We start from the raw sequence: 15,867 nt of genomic DNA, 5'->3' as shown, positions 1-15,867 counted from the left end.
AAAACATCGTGCTTGATTCATTTGTAGCGAAATACCCATCCATGTTGCCCCTTGATTGACTTTACATACATTTTGGGCGATAACGGTTGAGTTACATTTTGTTTTGCCATTCATGAGTTTTTACTTTCCCTCATCCCATCGTTTGGCGCTTCAGGAACAGATTCAATCACTAGGCGCTCACTCACTGTCTACCCCAATGACAATCGAGGTAGATGGGCGCTTGTACGTGGTTAAGTTTAACCGACGCGAATCCGGTCGGTGGTGGCGTGAAAGTCTCAGTGCAGCCCTATGCGGTGTGCTTTTTGGGGTATGGGTAAAACCGTCTGCTTTACGCGCTGGCGACACCGCCTACGAGGCTCAGCGTTTAACCCACCTACGGCACCACCACATTGCTGTACCCAACGTATTTTTACAACACAATGATTACATTGTGATGGAACACGCCGGGCAGTCAGTCGAAGCCTTACTGACCCAAGCCGATCAGCGCGATGCCTTACTGATTCCTATTATGCAAAGCTTGGTTGATTTACACGAAGCTGGCCAGTGGCATGGTGGCGCGCAGGTGCGCAACCTAACATTAAAAGATAATCAATTACACCGCGTTGATTTTGAAGAAAAAACAGGCGATGTCCTGCCTTTGCATTTAGCCCAAGCTTATGATCTTTTGCTGTGTTTTAATTCACTCACCAAATATTTGGCTTTTGATATCGAATTAGGTGAAAAACTGTTGAGGCATTATTTAACACGGCGTCATCAGCCTGCACTGCAGCAGACTTTACAGCGCGTATTAACGCTTTTGCTTAAACTTAAAGCTACCTCGCATTGGTTCACGCAAAAACAGCGTCATCGCTCGGACTTACAACGTACGCTATTTTTCACTACGGTCTTAGAGCGCACCCTGGCTAGATATTGATTCAGCCAAATACTCGTCTTTTAGTCTTACGTAGTTGCTCGCTGTATAGGAAAAAAACGCTTTTTCCTCGGTACGTAAAGCACGTACCGCTTTAGCAGGACTGCCTACATATAAATAGCCCGACTCAAGCCGCTTGCCCGGTGGTACTACGCTACCCGCCCCTAAAATGACTTCGTCTTCAATGACAGCGCCATCCATAACAATGCTGCCCATGCCCACCAAAATGCGGTTGCCTAGCGTACACCCATGCAAAATGACTTTGTGGCCTACCGTTACCTCATCCCCAATAGTTAAAGCAAAACCATCTGGATTAAACGGCCCTGCATGGGTAATATGCAGTACACTGCCATCCTGAATGCTACAGCGTGCGCCAATGCGAATGCGATGCATATCACCCCGAATCACCGCAGCAGGCCATACTGAGCCGTCGTCGCCCATCTGCACATCACCAATCACAATGGCACTGGGGTCAACCCAAACACGTTGACCAAACTGAGGGGTATACGTTTTAAAACGACGCACTGCTTGCATAACAATTCCTTTAAAGACGATGACTTTAGCTGTTAACTCTATTGTAATAGCGTTAAGCCACGTCGCTGCGCGCCACCGTTTTTTATGACAAAAAAAGCGCAAAACCCCGCTAAAGGGCTTTGCGCAGCGTTAAGGCAAACGTAATCAGTAGCGATAAATCGCTGCAATACCAGTTTGCGTAGGCATGTATTGGCTAGGCACCACCATCACTTTACCACCACGACGCACCACCATTTCGGCGACGTCATCTAAGACATCTTCGACGTCTGGCGCATCAAAATTGGGTTGGTATTGAATCGTCTGCGTTTCTCGGCAGACTCGGCCTGCGATGCGTTGATCGGCATCGACTAGTAATGTATCGACCCGATCCTCTAGGGTAGCAGGCAAAATTAAATCCAAATTGTCCGAGGCCAGACCCGTGCCGTGGTCTTTCTTAAAACGCGCTACGACGTCTTGAACACGTTGAGCCGCCACAGGCTGCATGATTTCCCAAGCGCGTTGGCTAAGTTGTTGTACAGTTAAGGCGCCCGGATCGATGCTGATACCCTGCTCGACCAGATGCGTATTACGCGAGACCTTTCTGAAAATGCCTTGGTGCTCGGGTAAACATACAAGCAGTAACGGCAAGCCGCTATGTTGGCTAACATGATCCGTTACGGCTTTATCCACAACACGGAAAAAACGCTCTACTTCGGCATCGGTCTCGTCTTTACGGGTGGTGTGTACTTGCCCCATGGCAGGGGCAGGATCCGTGGCGGGACCAAGGTTATAGGCATTGGGCCGATTAAACTCTAGAATTTGATCTGGATCGAGGGCTTTTTCAATGGTGTCTGGGAAAGCCTGTTCGAAAATTAAGCTGTCTAAGCCGTCACGGTTGCCTTCATACAGGGCGACGGTGGCTCGTGATAAACATAAGACTTGGTAACGGTCTTGGGTTTGTAGCTGACGCAATAAGGGTTTGAGGTGCCAAGAGTCAGAAACAACCGCAAAGTCAGGCGTAGGCCGCTGTAAATGAAACACCTTAAAGGAATGCTCGTTTGACAATACGACTAGACCATCTAAGGTATGCTGCCAAAAATCGGTATTGTCCGCCAAATCATAATACGGTTTTAATAATGATTGCGTTTCGATTTTTGGGTACGTAGATTTAAGTGAATTTTCTAAGTCTTTCACTAAATTTTTAAAACGTATCACGTCTTGGGCATTTTCGGGGTGACTACGATGAGTGGCCTGATATAAAGACAAACACGGGCCCTCTTGTTTTTGGAATAATTCTGTTAATTCATGTGTATTTAAGTTAGACATACGTTCTCCTAAATAGCATAAAAATTATTTGGAATTGGCTTTTGCTATGGCCGTGTTTAAGGCTCGATTTAATTGTCGAGCGGCTTCGGTAATAGCCAGATGTATGTCAGGCGCTTTGTGCTCAGCACTTAAGGGGTTGAGGCCAGCGGGCCGGGCTTCGATCAAGCAGCGTTTGTCTGCTGCCCCGCTTTTGCCACTGTTTACATCAGATAAATGCAGCTCTACACGCGTTAGGTGCTGCTGTTGATGTTTTAACTCTTGCTCGATAATTGCTGTTGCACGTTCGCGCAATTCCGTGCTGCTTTGGATATGACTGTCAGTATTGATTTGAATCTGCATAATTTCTCCATAGATAATTAGCACACCACACACTTAGCTGTCGTCGTCCCCTTTGTCATTCCATCATAACCTAAATACATTTATGTGCCAGTCCACGATGTAACATTTAACTAAGCTATTGTTTTAATACATTTATTAACACAACCCCACATTGCTTTTTGATATATAAAATGATATAATGAATATTCCTTTGCCATTAAAAATAGAATATAAAGGAGTTTCTATGTTTAAAAATATGTTGCCTATCGAGGCCAACGTTCAGCAAAATCCCGACCTTAATCGGCACCTGCACCATTCCGCTTATACGCCACTGGCGACAGCATTACTCGCTGGCGCATCACGCGTCCGATCCTCTTTGCGCCGCATCTCAACTAAAGCCAAAAACTAAGGTCTTTGGCTCAATAAAAAAACCGCCGTAGCGGTTTTTTTATTATGAGTCGTCTATTTCTATGTTACTGCATAAGGCGACGCATACGACGTAGGGCTATACCTAACCACAACATACTCCAGCCTTGGAAAAGCAAGTCAATACCTAAAATCATGCCCAGTAACCACAACCCAATGCTAGGCCATTGCAAAGCAATCAATAAACCTGTTACTAAGCTAATTACCCCGCTAAAAGCTAACCAAAGCCATCCCTCTTGGCCTCGGTTCATTAACCAAATACCTAAACGAAGCACGCCAACCCCAATTAACGTGGCACCCAATAGTAAGGTGAGTATTTCTGCTCCAGCAATAGGGTTTTGAATCACCATCCCGCCCGCAACAATATAAAGCAAACCCACCAACGTCCACCAAAAAAATCCACCTAAAGAACGTAACGTCCAAGCATGAATTAACTGGGCTACCCCTCCGATAAACATCAACACACCAATCACAATCACACTGGTCAAGGTAGCCATTACCGCATACGTTAATGCTCCCATCCCGAGCATAATAAGCACAACGCCTAGAGCCAAAAACCAGCCCCAACGAGGATATAAGTTTTTAGAATGATCGACTACATCACTGATTTTGGTATTAACCATGGATTTGCCTTTATATGTAATGATTTCGTTTTCGTTAAACACTATTTAATTAAAACAAGATGAGGTATTTTGTCTTAAATGGGTATCCTTTTCTGTAAGGTAACATTTACCTACTGCGCATGTAGCACTAACAAAAAGGGGTTCTGCCTTAGTCACCGTCCTATCCCTCTTTATATTAATTAAACCATGAATCGAAACACAGATACTTTTTGGCATAAAAAATTTGACCAATCCGAGTATTTCTATGGTCAAGATCCCAATGATTTTTTACGTGAGACGGCCACCCATTTGCCCCGAGGAGGACGTGTATTATCGTTAGGCGAAGGTGAAGGTCGCAATGCTGTATATTTGGCTGAACTTGGCTTTCAAGTTACTGCTTTAGATAACGCTCCGTCCGGTCTAGAGAAAGTCACCCGCCTAGCTCAGAACAAAAATGTCACCGTCACTACGCTCTGGGCAGATTTAGCTGATTATGTGTTTGAGCCTTGCGCTTGGGATGGCATTATCAGTATTTTTTGTCACTTGCCTCCGGCTGTTCGACAGCGGGTGCATACCCAAATTCCTCAAGCTCTGACGGCAAATGGCGTGTTTTTACTTGAAGCGTATACGCCTAAACAACTTGATTACAAGACAGGCGGGCCCAGCAATATAGCTCTTCTTTATCAGGCTCGCACCTTAGCGGCGGAGCTACAACCGTTAGCTTTTACGCGCTTAGTAGAAACAGAGCGCTACATTCATGAGGGTCAAGGCCACCAAGGTCAGTCAGCCGTAGTTCAAGTCATTGCGACCCAATCCACCTAAACAAATGGCCCACTGCCTACATCGCACTGGGCCACTTGTTTTTATCACGAAGCCTAAGCTACGCGCCGACTATGCCACCGTCTTCACGCCAAATCACGACTGTAGCCGGACGCGGACGTTGCGCTTGTTTACCATCAGGCCATGTCGATACCGCAGTAGGTGTGGCTTGCGACTCCGCAACGGACAAGCCTTCGCCTGGGTGCTGAATATTTATAAATACATAGCGTTGGTCTGGAGTCCATGTGATGCCAGTCACCTCGCACCCTTTTGGTCCCACCATGAAGCGATGCACGGCCTTAGACGTTGGATCGGCAATCAACATACTGTTGTTGCCCTGGCCTTCGTACTCGTTACTGTTGCTGTAATTGCCATCGGTCTGAATCCATAAACGACCCTGCGCATCAAAAGCTAAACCATCTGGACTATTAAACGTATTTTCTGGCGTGATGCTATCTGAACCACAACGCAAATCACCTGCTGGATAACGATTAGGGTTACCTGCTAATATAAAAATATCCCACTCGAATTGCAACGCAGTTGGGTCGCCCCCTTGTTCACGCCAACGTATAATTTGACCGTATTTGTTTTCCTCACGAGGGTTGGGGCCATCTGCTGCGGGATGCTTTAACCCATTAGGCCAACGCTCTTTATCTGAACCACGATGGCTATTATTGGTCAAGGTGACATAAACTTCTTGTGTCTGAGGGTGTACAGCCACCCATTCCGGCCTATCCATTGGGGTTGCTCCCACTGCATCTGCGGCTTGGCGCGTTTTGATCAGCAACTCTCCCATATCAGAAAACATATCCCCTAAGGTTTTACCTCCAGCAATGGGAGTCTCTAGCTGCAATGGTATCCATTGGCCTTGACCGGCAAGGTCCTGCGCATGGGCATTTTCAGCAGCAAATTTTGCCACATATAACGTGCCCTCATCTAACAGCAAGCGGTTCAACGCTGGTGTCTCGGCATTAAACGCATTTTTGGATACGAATTTATATAAGTACTCGCTGCGTTGATCATCCCCCATGTACACCACCACGCGTTGGTCAGGCGCTAATGTCCATGCCGCATTTTCGTGTTTAAAGCGCCCCAATGCGGTTAATTTCTTTGGCGCGGAGTGCGGGTCAAACGGGTCGATTTCCACAATCCAGCCAAAGCGATTGGCTTCATTGGGCTCTTGGGTCCAATCAAAACGGGGGTCATGCGTATCCCATTTGTAATCATCGCTAGACACCTTGGCACTGCCTTTATAACGCTGTAGATGGGCTTGGGTCGCCGCATCGGGATAAGCCACCTGATCAGGATCTAGGGTGCCTACACCAAAGTAGTCGGTAAAATTTTCTTCACAGGTTAAATACGTATTCCACGGTGTCCAGCCATTGCCACAGTTACCAAATGTCCCCTTGGCCCACGTCCCTGTTGGGTCGGCTGTGGTTTGCATTAAAGGATGGCCAGCCGCAGGGCCTACGACTTGCATAAGGGTGTTGGCATGAATACTACGATTAAAAGGTGAATCAAGCACAGGCTCCCACTGTCCGTCCTTTAAACGAATATGGACGACGGAAGCCCCTTGAGCATGCTGTGATTTACGCACCCAATCCTCATTCCACTGCGCATTGCCCGGCTCCACCCCTTTAGGAAAGAAATAATGCGGTGTAATGTATTCATGGTTAGTGACTAGCAAGCCTTCTGTACTACTTTTTGGGGTGCCCTTCGGTGCATCAATGGGGAAAAAATGCATCCCATCATGGTTGTAACCGACTTGCTGGGCTTGGGCTGCGCCGCCTTCACTGGCGTCACCTTTAAATTGGGGGGAATGCGTAAATAATGGATCGCCCCAACGATTAATCACTTGATGTCTATAACCCTTAGGTAAAACAAGGGCGTCTGTTGTTGATGGGCCTAACGGCTCGAAAGCAAATGAAATGGCTTGAGCTAAAGGCTGTTGTTTTAATGTGGGCGAGCCTTGAGCTGATAAAGAGGTCGCACCTAAACCTAAAAAACCTAGCGCACTTGCTCCTAAACCCGTCTTTAAAAAGCGACGCCGACTTGAGAGCTGATCGACCACCTCATTAAAAGAGGGTGTTTGGCACGGGTTACTTGCTATATCATCCCAATCCTGCTGGCTCATGTGACTTCCTATTAAATTGCATGTTCTAGAGCAACAACGCTCACACGTTTATTATGATGACTAAGGCGTATTGCGTAGTCATGACAGGAAGATGGCAGCTTTATGACAGCCTGTAGAGCCAATGAAAACAGCACTGCTAAAGCAGTGCTGCGGGGATCATCCAGCCTTCGCTAGCATTATTGCATAGTAGAAATACGACTTTCGACTTGCTGGCGTAGTTGGTCATCTTGTTGGATAGCCAAACTAATACCGTTGTAGTCCTCTACACTCAGGCCACGCTCTGTCACTTTGGACACCATTTTCTCGTCTGCCTCTTGCATAAGTTGCATACGTTGGTCGTCATTATTGGCCGACTCCAACTTAGGCTGATACTCGGCCGCAATCATAGCCACTTGCTGAGCAGCCGCTGCATATTGATCAATCTGTTGTTCGGTTGGCTGAATGATCTCAGGAGCTGGAGGAACTGCCCCGGTGGTTTGGGCAAAGGCCAGTGGTCCGGCAGTTAAGCCCATACTTATTGCAGCCGCGGCGAGGAATCCTTTAACTTTTCCTGTCATTTCAGTTTCTCCTTTAATGATTAGGGTAGTTACTATCATGGGCCAAGACGTAAAGCCCTTCAAGTTACGAGGCGTTAAAGGCTGTGAGCTTCTTTAAAGGGAAAAAGATAAAAAAAGCCGCACACCTTTTTGTGTACGGCCTTTTTAGTACAGCACCTATTACGGTCTTACTCGGCTTTTTTACCACCCGTAAAGTCGCGAGAGCGTAGGATTTCAGGCTTTAAGAAATCTTTATGGCCCGCATTATCGTGATCACCCAAGATCTTGCCATCCATTTCAGTGCCATATAAGGTGTGTTTATGGAATGTATCTAAATACATTTCACGTGTTTCCTTAATGTCACCCGTGTAACGAGGATCCTGTGGACGCTCACGGCTGTCTACGTATTGCGCAATGTCCCAAGCATCTTGATCTGACAAAGAGTTTGGTTTACCCAAAGGCATATTGTGCTTGGTAAAGCCTGCCAATGTGAACACACGCGCAATCCCTGCGCCCCAGTTATAGGAATCATCGCCCCACAGCGCTGGGAAAATGACCTTATCGCCGTCTTTTTTACCGGCACCGTCTTCACCGTGACAAATGGCACAGTTAGCCTCGTAGGCGACTTTACCGCGCACGGCATCGGGTGCATTTTCTGGCTCGCCAGGACGCGGGAAACCACGACCGTAGATTTTATCTTTGGCAAACATCGGCACGCCTGTCGCTAACCACTGATGGTAGAGCGAAAGCGCCAACATGTCATCGCTACCGTACTCTAGAGGCTTACCGTTCATTGAATAGGTAAAGCACCCCACAATACGCTCTTCCAGATTATTCACATGGCCGTTCTTACCACGATAAGCCGGTAAATCGATGGCAGCAGGCCACACAGGACCGCCATACGGCATTGTGCCTTCGGCCATGTGACAGCTAGAGCAATTCATGTTATTAAACACGTTTTTGCCACGTAGCTGCTGAGTATTAACAAATAAATCGTGACCACGACGAATGGCTTCTTTCATCTTGGGATGTAAATCAGAAGCCTCAAGGTCTTCCATGGTAGGAGGAATATGGACAAGCTCCTCGTCTTTAGGCAACGGTGCGCCCTGTACCATTTGACTCACGCGTTCACGCTCTTCGTCTGTTAGGTCTTTGCCTAGCTTAGTCAACGGAGCGGCACTGACCGTACCGATACCCATAGCAAATGCTCCTGCTACGGCCACGGGTAGAAACTTTTTAAAAATCATGTTCATTGTGTGTCCCCTTACTCTTGACCTTTAGCTGGCTGAGCCGCTAACCATGCCGATACCGCAGCAATATCATTTTCGTCCATGCGTTTAGCAATGGTCGCCATTAATTCTTGGGGATCATTCTTACGTGTGCCGTCTTGCCACGCTTTAATTTGTTGAGCAATGTAGCCAGGATGCTGCCCTGCTAACGCAGGGAACACGGAGCCATTGCCTTGGTTACCTACGCCATGACAGGTCGTACAGGCAACAATATAACGGCTCCAATCCCCATGAGTCGCTAGCTTTTCACCGTGACTGAGTACCGCCTCGTCCACGGCGGGGGGAGTGTTGGCTTTAACAGGCAGACTGGCGTAGTAGCTGGCTACATCTACCATTTGCTCATCATTAAGCATATTGGCAAAAGCTAACATCGATGCGTTATTGCGTGAGCCGTCTTTGAATGCTTTTAATTGGGCTACGATGTAATCGCGATCTAAACCAGCTAAACGTGGCCAGGATTCCCCACCTGGAATGTTCATGCCACTACCATCGGCTTGGTGACACGCTACACAAGTGGTAGAGCTCGCCTTGCCACGCTCGATGGCTTCAGCATCAAGTCCCTCTGCCACCGCAGGAGACATGGCCGCTGATAGGCCTACCGCTGCCAGCATACTGACAAACGGGAGTCGAGAAAATTTATTTCGAGTCATATCCAAACTCACTAAAGAGTATTAACAAACGCTAAATTGCGCCCCATACAATTAAATTTTATATGCTTATTACTATTTAGCCAAATAGAATGCCAAAATCGTTCTGAATATATGGATTTGTACGTAGCTATCATGACTTAGCAGCTAGAAAGTATGTATACATCAAACCAATATTAAAACGTGTTCATAATTAACTAGTTGACATCCTCCTCGGCCTAAAGGACAAGGCTTTCCACGCATTTCGCATCTTTTTTATTTCACCCATAGTTTTTCTTAATGTAAGCTATTCAATTTCTCTCTATTTACTTACCTGCGGTAATTTCTTTTAAGATAGCCCCCTCGCGATTGCTATGAAACTCTCTTTGTCTCACTCCTCTCTCACAGCTGGCTTTCTGGCTGTTTTGGTTGGTTACACCAGCTCCATCGCTATTGTGTTGCAGGCCGCGCAAAGCGCTGGCGCCTCTGCAGCCCAGCTAAACTCTGCGATGTTAGTGCTAGGTCTGGGGGTGGGAGGCGGCACCATCGTGCTGTCCTTACTCACGCGTGTTCCTATTTTGCTCGCCTGGTCTACCCCTGGGGCCGCATTACTTGCTACCTCGTTACACACGTATTCGTATGCAGAAGCCATCGGCATCTTTATTTTTGCTTCGGCGCTGATGGTGTTAGTGGGGCTCAGTGGTTTATTCCATCGCTTTAGTCGATGGATCCCCCCTCACCTCGCTGCCGCTATGTTGGCGGGCATCTTAGTGCATTTTGGTATTGCACTTTTTAATGTGGATAAAAGTGCCCAGGCGCTCGTGGGTGTTATGCTCTTGGCCTACTTAGTGGTTCGTTGGATTTGGCCGCGTCTGGCAATCATCGCTACGTTGACTGCCGGCATTCTTTTTTTAAGCGCTCAAGGTGCGTGGCATAGCGAAAGCATCAGCTGGCAATGGGCTTTGCCTAGATGGCAGACTCCTGTTTGGAATAGCGCTGCGCTATTAGGGGTGGGTGTGCCTTTATTTTTAGTGACACTCAGCTCGCAAAATTTACCTGGCGTGGCGATGATTCAAAGTTTTGGGTATCAACCGCGCCTCTCACCTATTATTACCGTAACGGGTTTACTTGGGGTCGTGTTTGCCCCTTTTGGTGGCTTTGCTTATAACCTTGCTGCCATCTCCGCTGCTTTATGTCTTAGCCCAGAAGCCGACCCTAACCCTGAAAACCGTTACAAAGCAACGGTATTTGCAGGCGGCCTGTATGTACTGTGCGGTTTATTAGGGGCGACGATTATTGGGATTTTCTACGTATTACCTGCCCCGTTTATTACGGCTTTAGCCGGCATTGCCTTGATCAGCACCTTAAGCCAAAGCTTTGCAAGTGCGTTCGAAAAAGAAGACCAACGCGAAAGCACGCTATTCACTTTTTTAGTGACTGCATCGGGTTTAAGCTTTTTTAATGTGGGTAGTGCGTTTTGGGGGTTAGTACTGGGGCTGTTAATTCATTATGCCCGACCACGCTCTTGACTTAACTCGACAAAAAAACGGCACCCACAAATGGGCGCCGTTTTCTTGCCTAGGGCAAAGGAAATTATTTTCCTTCGAGGAAGGACTTCAGCTTATCGGCTCGGCTTGGATGACGTAATTTACGTAAAGCTTTGGCCTCAATTTGACGAATGCGCTCGCGCGTTACGTCAAACTGTTTACCGACCTCTTCGAGCGTTTGGTCAGTGCTCATTTCAATACCAAAACGCATGCGTAGTACTTTGGCCTCGCGGGGTGTCAACGAGTCGAGTACGTCTTTCACCACATCACGCATAGAACCATGTAACGCAGAATCGGAAGGAGACACGGTGTTGGTGTCTTCAATAAAGTCGCCTAAGTGGGAATCGTCATCGTCACCGATAGGCGTTTCCATAGAAATAGGCTCTTTAGCGATTTTTAAAATCTTGCGGACACGGTCTTCGGGCAAGTCCATCTTTTGTGCCAAGGTGGCAGGATCAGGCTCTACCCCTGTTTCTTGCAAAATTTGGCGGTTGATGCGATTCATTTTGTTGATGGTTTCAATCATATGAACCGGAATACGGATGGTACGCGCCTGATCGGCAATAGAACGAGTAATTGCCTGACGAATCCACCATGTCGCGTAGGTAGAGAACTTGTAACCACGACGGTACTCGAACTTGTCTACCGCTTTCATCAACCCAATGTTGCCCTCTTGGATAAGATCCAAGAACTGCAAGCCACGGTTGGTGTATTTTTTCGCAATAGAAATCACCAAACGTAAATTAGCCTCGGTCATGTCGCGTTTGGCTTTACGGGCTTTGGCTTCGCCGTTAAGCATGCGTTTGTTGGCTTCCTTGAGGTCTGTCAAAGGCAAGACCACGCTAGCTTGGATCTCGAGCAGCTTTTCCTGAATTTCGTGGATAGCCGGCACATAACGCTCTAGGATTTCCGCATAAGGCGGGTTTGCTGCCAGTTCGTTCGTGACCCACTCGAGGTTCGTTTCGTTACCGGGGAAACTCTTGATAAAGTGCGAACGAGGCATTTCAGCACGCGTCACACAAATTTGTAGAATCTCGCGCTCTAGGGCACGCACCTCGGCCACACGTTCACGCATCGTATCAGCCAGCTTTTCCACCATCTTGGCGGTAAAGCGAATACCCATGAATTCGTTAAGAATGTTTTCTTTGGCCTGAATATAGCCTGGGCTGCGATACCCTTCGGACTCGAAGGCCACGCGCATTTTCTCGAACCAGTCTTGGATCACATCAAATTTTTTGAGTGATTTAGTACGCAGGTATTCCAGCTGTTTGCTGCTCATGCCACCGGCAGGGCCTTCGTCGTCCTCGTCGGTTACCCCCGAGCCGGCGTATTCCTCGCCTTCGTCATCAATTAAGCCATCTACGACCTCATCAATACTGAGCGACTCGTTACGCACCTCGTTGATATAGGCCAGTACCTCGTTCACTGTAGTAGGACATGCGGCAATGGCCATGATCATGTGCTTAAGGCCGTCTTCGATTCGCTTGGCAATTTCAATTTCGCCTTCACGTGTCAAAAGCTCGACAGACCCCATTTCGCGCATGTACATACGAACCGGATCAGTGGTGCGCCCAAAGTCAGAATCAACGGTAGTCAAAGCCGCTTCGGCCTCGTCATCGACATCATCGTCGCTGGAAGCAAGAGGCGCGTTATCGCTCATGAGTAAGGTTTCAGCGTCAGGGGCCTGATCGTAAACCGAAATACCCATATCGCTGAACGTACCAATAATGCCATCGATGGCCTCGGCATCGACCAAGTCATCAGGCAAATGGTCGTTGATCTCGCCGTAAGTGAGGTAGCCGCGTTCTTTGCCTAGCTTAATTAAGGCTTTAAGGCGATTACGACGTGCTTCTTGTTCTTCGGGAGTGAGCTGACCGCGCCCACCAAACACATCGCGAGTACCGCGTTTGGAACCTTTTTTCACCGGTTTTAGATCTGGAATGACCTCATCACTTTCTTCGATGTGATCGTCATCATCAAACGTGGTGGTTTTTGCCGGGCGACCACGGCGCGCTGCGGGCGCATCTGCGGCCTTAGCCACAGCTTTTTTTGCCGCTTTTTTGGCGGCTTTTTTAACGGCCTTTTTTACTGCTTTTTTCGCTACAGTGCTGACCTCGTCATCGGCTGCATCGTCTACCGCCTCAGCAGGAGCTGCTTTTTTAGCCGCTACTTTTTTTACAGCTACTTTCTTGACCGCTTTTTTAACTGCTTTTTTTGCCGCTTTTTTGGCTACGGCAGTGTCTTGCGATTCGTTAAGTGCTGCGTCGACGTTGACAGAGGTGCTGTCCGAATCGGAAGCTGCTGCCATCGTTACAGAACGAGTTGTCGCTTTCTTGCCAGTCGATTGAGTCATATTGAATCCCATTGACGCAAAACACCGTAACGGTGTGAAGTTAACTGAATAACACCGCACTTTTTAAAAGTAAAACAAACGTACAAACCCCTGTTGCGCCTTATCATTTCAACCCTTGTCTCTGTTCACAAGGTCATTTACTGCAATCAAGTTGTGTTATCCGTCTGAGATATAAAGCCAGTTGGGCCTTTTAAAATGCGTGTAGCTATTCCTTAAAAATCGTAGCACACGATATAAAAAGTCTGTGCTAAACCTAATATTTTACTGTAGTTAAACAGATGGTGCAGTAAGCAGCTGCGCTAAACGTCGGCTTAAGTCTTGATAGCGTTGTCTAGAGGCTGCATCCGGCAAACCTGCTGCCACCAAGGCCGACTGTTCGTGTTTGATCACATCGATCTCGACCCGACGCAGCGCCCCATCCCACTCTGCTTGAAGTTTGAGGTTCTCATCGTCTTTAATGAGCTCTGCCGTTACACCGTGCAGCACATGCGCTAGCTCTGAGTCGGGCTCAACGGCTTGTAATAGCGCTGCGATATGCTGTGCTTGGGTCTCATGAATAATTACCATAAGCTCATGCACTAAGACTAAGGTGGGGCTTTGTACAATAATTTCAAGGGTTTCGTGGCTTACGCTTTGCGCTAAACTGGGCTGTGATGCTAACAGCGTCAACAACCGTTTTGCTATCGGTGTAACTGTACGAGACTTAGACCCCAAACTGCTTGTACTCCGTGAGCGCTGCGAGGTAGCGCGTCGTGGACGCGAGCCACTTTGCGTTACGGTTGCAGGACTAGCCGCCGTATCAGACGGCGTCACCGTCGCAATAAAAGCGGGCTCCTCACGTCGCGTCGCACTGCTAGCCTGGCTTTGTAATACACGTAACTGCAATTCATCTATTGTTAAGCGCACTAATTGAGCAAACTCTTGCTCAATCTGCGTGCTTAGTGTGCAGTCGGGCAAGGTGCTTAATAAAGGTAGAGCCTCGTGTACACAGGCCGCCCGCCCTTCAGCCTCGTCCAAATTATGGCGTGCACTGAGCTCATCCAACATAAAAGTGGACAAGGCAGCCGACTGCTTTGCCTCGTCACGAAATACATCGGCCCCAAACTCACGCACATAGGAGTCTGGATCGTGCTCGGGGGGCAAAAATAAAAAGCGCATTGACACGTCATCGCGCAGTTGTGGCAAACACGTGGTTAGCGCGCGCCAAGCAGCACGTCGACCGGCCTTATCCCCATCAAAACAAAAAATGATGCGATCACTAGCGCGCATCAGATGACGAATATGGTGTTCTGTCGTGGCTGTCCCTAAGGTGGCCACTGCATTATTGAGACCTTGTTGCGAGAGGGCGACTACGTCCATGTAGCCTTCAACCACTGTCACAAAGCCTTCTTGACGAATACCTTGTCTGTTTTCCCATAGCCCATAGAGCTCGTGACTTTTGGAAAACAACGGGGTTTCAGGAGAATTCAGATATTTAGGTTCACCAGGAGCAATTAAGCGACCACCGAATGCAATCACATCACCTTTGCGATTGCGGATGGGGAACATAATACGCGCTCGAAAGCGGTCATATCTTCGCCCATCCTCGGCTTCTATCACCAACCCTGATTCAACTAATAATGGTTCTTCGTAGTTAGGATACACACGCGCTAAATCGCGACGATCGGCATTGGACCATCCTAAACCAAAACGTAACGCGGTTTGACCCGTTAAGCCTCGGCCTTTTAGGTATTCTTGGGCGGGTTTATGCTGTTTTAGCTGCCGCAGGTAATGTTCCTGCGCCGCATCAAGAATTTGCTGGTGTTGCGAACGTTGCTCTTTGCGTTGTTGATCCGCAATACGTTGACGTGGAGAACGATCAGATTCGGGCACAGTTAAACCGACCTCGCTTGCTAATGAGCGAACGGCCTCAGGGAAATTAGCCCCTGTATGTGCCATCAAAAAACTGATAGCGCTACCATGAGCCCCACACCCAAAGCAATGATAAAACTGCTTGGAGGGACTGACTGTAAAAGATGGGGATTTTTCGTTATGAAAGGGACATAGGCCAATTAGATTGGCCCCACCCTTGCGTAACTGTACGTAGCGCCCAACGACATCGACAACATCGACACGCGCTAGCAGTTCCTGAATAAAACTATCAGGAATCAATACAAACGCGGAGGCAACTGTTGGCTGCGAATACGTTTGTAGTGACGTTTAACAGCAGCAGCACGCTTGCGCTTGCGCTCAGCAGTCGGTTTTTCGTAGAATTCGCGTGAACGTAATTCGGTCAATAAACCAGTTTTTTCAATGGTGCGCTTAAAACGGCGCATTGCGACCTCGAAAGGCTCGTTTTCTTTCAGGCGAACAATTGGCATGTACTTTTGAAGCCTTGTGTAAAAAAATTAAACAATTCGTGCAGACACAAAACATGCACGATACGAAAAATAGGGTTAGACTCTGATACTAGCATGATTAAGCGCTAG

15 protein-coding genes are annotated in these 15,867 nt (G+C 47.8%); 4 read left to right on the top strand and 11 right to left on the bottom strand.

Features of this window, described 5'->3' with window-relative positions; genetic code table 11:
* Nucleotides 1-112 precede the first annotated feature (112 nt).
* Nucleotides 113-913: a BUD32 family EKC/KEOPS complex subunit gene (locus GGR41_RS01440; protein WP_167660315.1), complete on the top strand. Its 801-nt coding sequence runs from the start codon at nt 113-115 to the stop codon at nt 911-913.
* Here the strand turns inward: GGR41_RS01440 and GGR41_RS01435 are convergent.
* From GGR41_RS01435 to GGR41_RS01425, 3 genes are all read right to left on the bottom strand, one after another.
* Nucleotides 887-1,444: a gamma carbonic anhydrase family protein gene (locus GGR41_RS01435; protein WP_167660314.1), complete on the bottom strand. Its 558-nt coding sequence runs from the start codon at nt 1,442-1,444 to the stop codon at nt 887-889. The genes GGR41_RS01440 and GGR41_RS01435 overlap by 27 nt on opposite strands.
* A gap of 144 nt (nt 1,445-1,588) precedes the next feature.
* The gene (locus tag GGR41_RS01430) at nt 1,589-2,749 is read right to left on the bottom strand and encodes a baeRF3 domain-containing protein (RefSeq protein WP_167660313.1); all 1,161 of its coding nucleotides are present in this window, start codon (nt 2,747-2,749) and stop codon (nt 1,589-1,591) included.
* A gap of 24 nt (nt 2,750-2,773) precedes the next feature.
* Nucleotides 2,774-3,088, bottom strand: a complete 315-nt coding sequence (locus GGR41_RS01425) for an HPF/RaiA family ribosome-associated protein (protein WP_167660312.1) — start codon at nt 3,086-3,088, stop codon at nt 2,774-2,776.
* 223 nt (nt 3,089-3,311) lie between these two features.
* Between GGR41_RS01425 and GGR41_RS01420 the strand changes: the two genes are divergently transcribed.
* Nucleotides 3,312-3,476 carry a hypothetical protein gene (locus tag GGR41_RS01420; RefSeq protein ID WP_159436826.1) on the top strand — a complete coding sequence of 55 codons (165 nt, stop codon included), beginning with the start codon at nt 3,312-3,314 and terminating at the stop codon, nt 3,474-3,476.
* Between the two features lie 64 nt (nt 3,477-3,540).
* Here GGR41_RS01420 and GGR41_RS01415 read toward each other — a convergent pair whose 3' ends face one another.
* Nucleotides 3,541-4,116: an HdeD family acid-resistance protein gene (locus GGR41_RS01415; RefSeq protein WP_167660311.1), complete on the bottom strand. Its 576-nt coding sequence runs from the start codon at nt 4,114-4,116 to the stop codon at nt 3,541-3,543.
* A 186-nt stretch (nt 4,117-4,302) separates the two neighbouring features.
* Here GGR41_RS01415 and GGR41_RS01410 point away from each other — a divergent pair, with 186 nt between their 5' ends.
* Nucleotides 4,303-4,917, top strand: coding sequence for a class I SAM-dependent methyltransferase (locus GGR41_RS01410; protein WP_167660310.1), 615 nt, complete (start codon nt 4,303-4,305; stop codon nt 4,915-4,917).
* A 58-nt stretch (nt 4,918-4,975) separates the two neighbouring features.
* Here GGR41_RS01410 and GGR41_RS01405 read toward each other — a convergent pair whose 3' ends face one another.
* The 4 genes from GGR41_RS01405 to GGR41_RS01390 form a co-directional block, all read right to left on the bottom strand.
* Complete coding sequence (locus GGR41_RS01405; RefSeq protein WP_167660309.1) at nt 4,976-7,048, bottom strand: PhoX family protein; 2,073 nt, start codon at nt 7,046-7,048, stop codon at nt 4,976-4,978.
* 176 nt (nt 7,049-7,224) lie between these two features.
* Nucleotides 7,225-7,605 (bottom strand): DUF4168 domain-containing protein, encoded by a 381-nt coding sequence (locus GGR41_RS01400; RefSeq protein WP_229711105.1) that lies wholly within the window; start codon nt 7,603-7,605, stop codon nt 7,225-7,227.
* A 167-nt stretch (nt 7,606-7,772) separates the two neighbouring features.
* A complete protein-coding gene (locus GGR41_RS01395; RefSeq protein ID WP_167660308.1) occupies nt 7,773-8,837 on the bottom strand; it encodes a c-type cytochrome in 1,065 nt (354 codons plus the stop codon).
* A gap of 11 nt (nt 8,838-8,848) precedes the next feature.
* Complete coding sequence (locus GGR41_RS01390) at nt 8,849-9,523, bottom strand: c-type cytochrome (RefSeq protein ID WP_167660307.1); 675 nt, start codon at nt 9,521-9,523, stop codon at nt 8,849-8,851.
* A gap of 350 nt (nt 9,524-9,873) precedes the next feature.
* Here GGR41_RS01390 and GGR41_RS01385 point away from each other — a divergent pair, with 350 nt between their 5' ends.
* Nucleotides 9,874-11,028, top strand: a complete 1,155-nt coding sequence (locus GGR41_RS01385; RefSeq protein WP_167660306.1) for a benzoate/H(+) symporter BenE family transporter — start codon at nt 9,874-9,876, stop codon at nt 11,026-11,028.
* A gap of 64 nt (nt 11,029-11,092) precedes the next feature.
* On the opposite strand, the gene rpoD is transcribed toward GGR41_RS01385, so the two are convergent.
* The 3 genes from rpoD to rpsU form a co-directional block, all read right to left on the bottom strand.
* The gene (gene rpoD / locus GGR41_RS01380; RefSeq protein ID WP_229711103.1) at nt 11,093-13,399 is read right to left on the bottom strand and encodes an RNA polymerase sigma factor RpoD; all 2,307 of its coding nucleotides are present in this window, start codon (nt 13,397-13,399) and stop codon (nt 11,093-11,095) included.
* A gap of 270 nt (nt 13,400-13,669) precedes the next feature.
* The gene (gene dnaG / locus GGR41_RS01375; RefSeq protein WP_167660305.1) at nt 13,670-15,550 is read right to left on the bottom strand and encodes a DNA primase; all 1,881 of its coding nucleotides are present in this window, start codon (nt 15,548-15,550) and stop codon (nt 13,670-13,672) included.
* Nucleotides 15,547-15,759, bottom strand: a complete 213-nt coding sequence (rpsU, locus tag GGR41_RS01370; RefSeq protein WP_077733504.1) for a 30S ribosomal protein S21 — start codon at nt 15,757-15,759, stop codon at nt 15,547-15,549. Before rpsU ends, dnaG begins: the two co-directional genes overlap by 4 nt.
* Between the last annotated feature and the right edge of the window lie 108 nt (nt 15,760-15,867).

The organism is Paenalcaligenes hominis, from assembly GCF_011927625.1.
GTDB lineage: Bacteria > Pseudomonadota > Gammaproteobacteria > Burkholderiales > Burkholderiaceae_B > Paenalcaligenes > Paenalcaligenes hominis.
The sequence above is the reverse complement of the archived record's forward strand: the minus strand, read 5'-3'. Positions and strand labels throughout refer to the sequence as shown.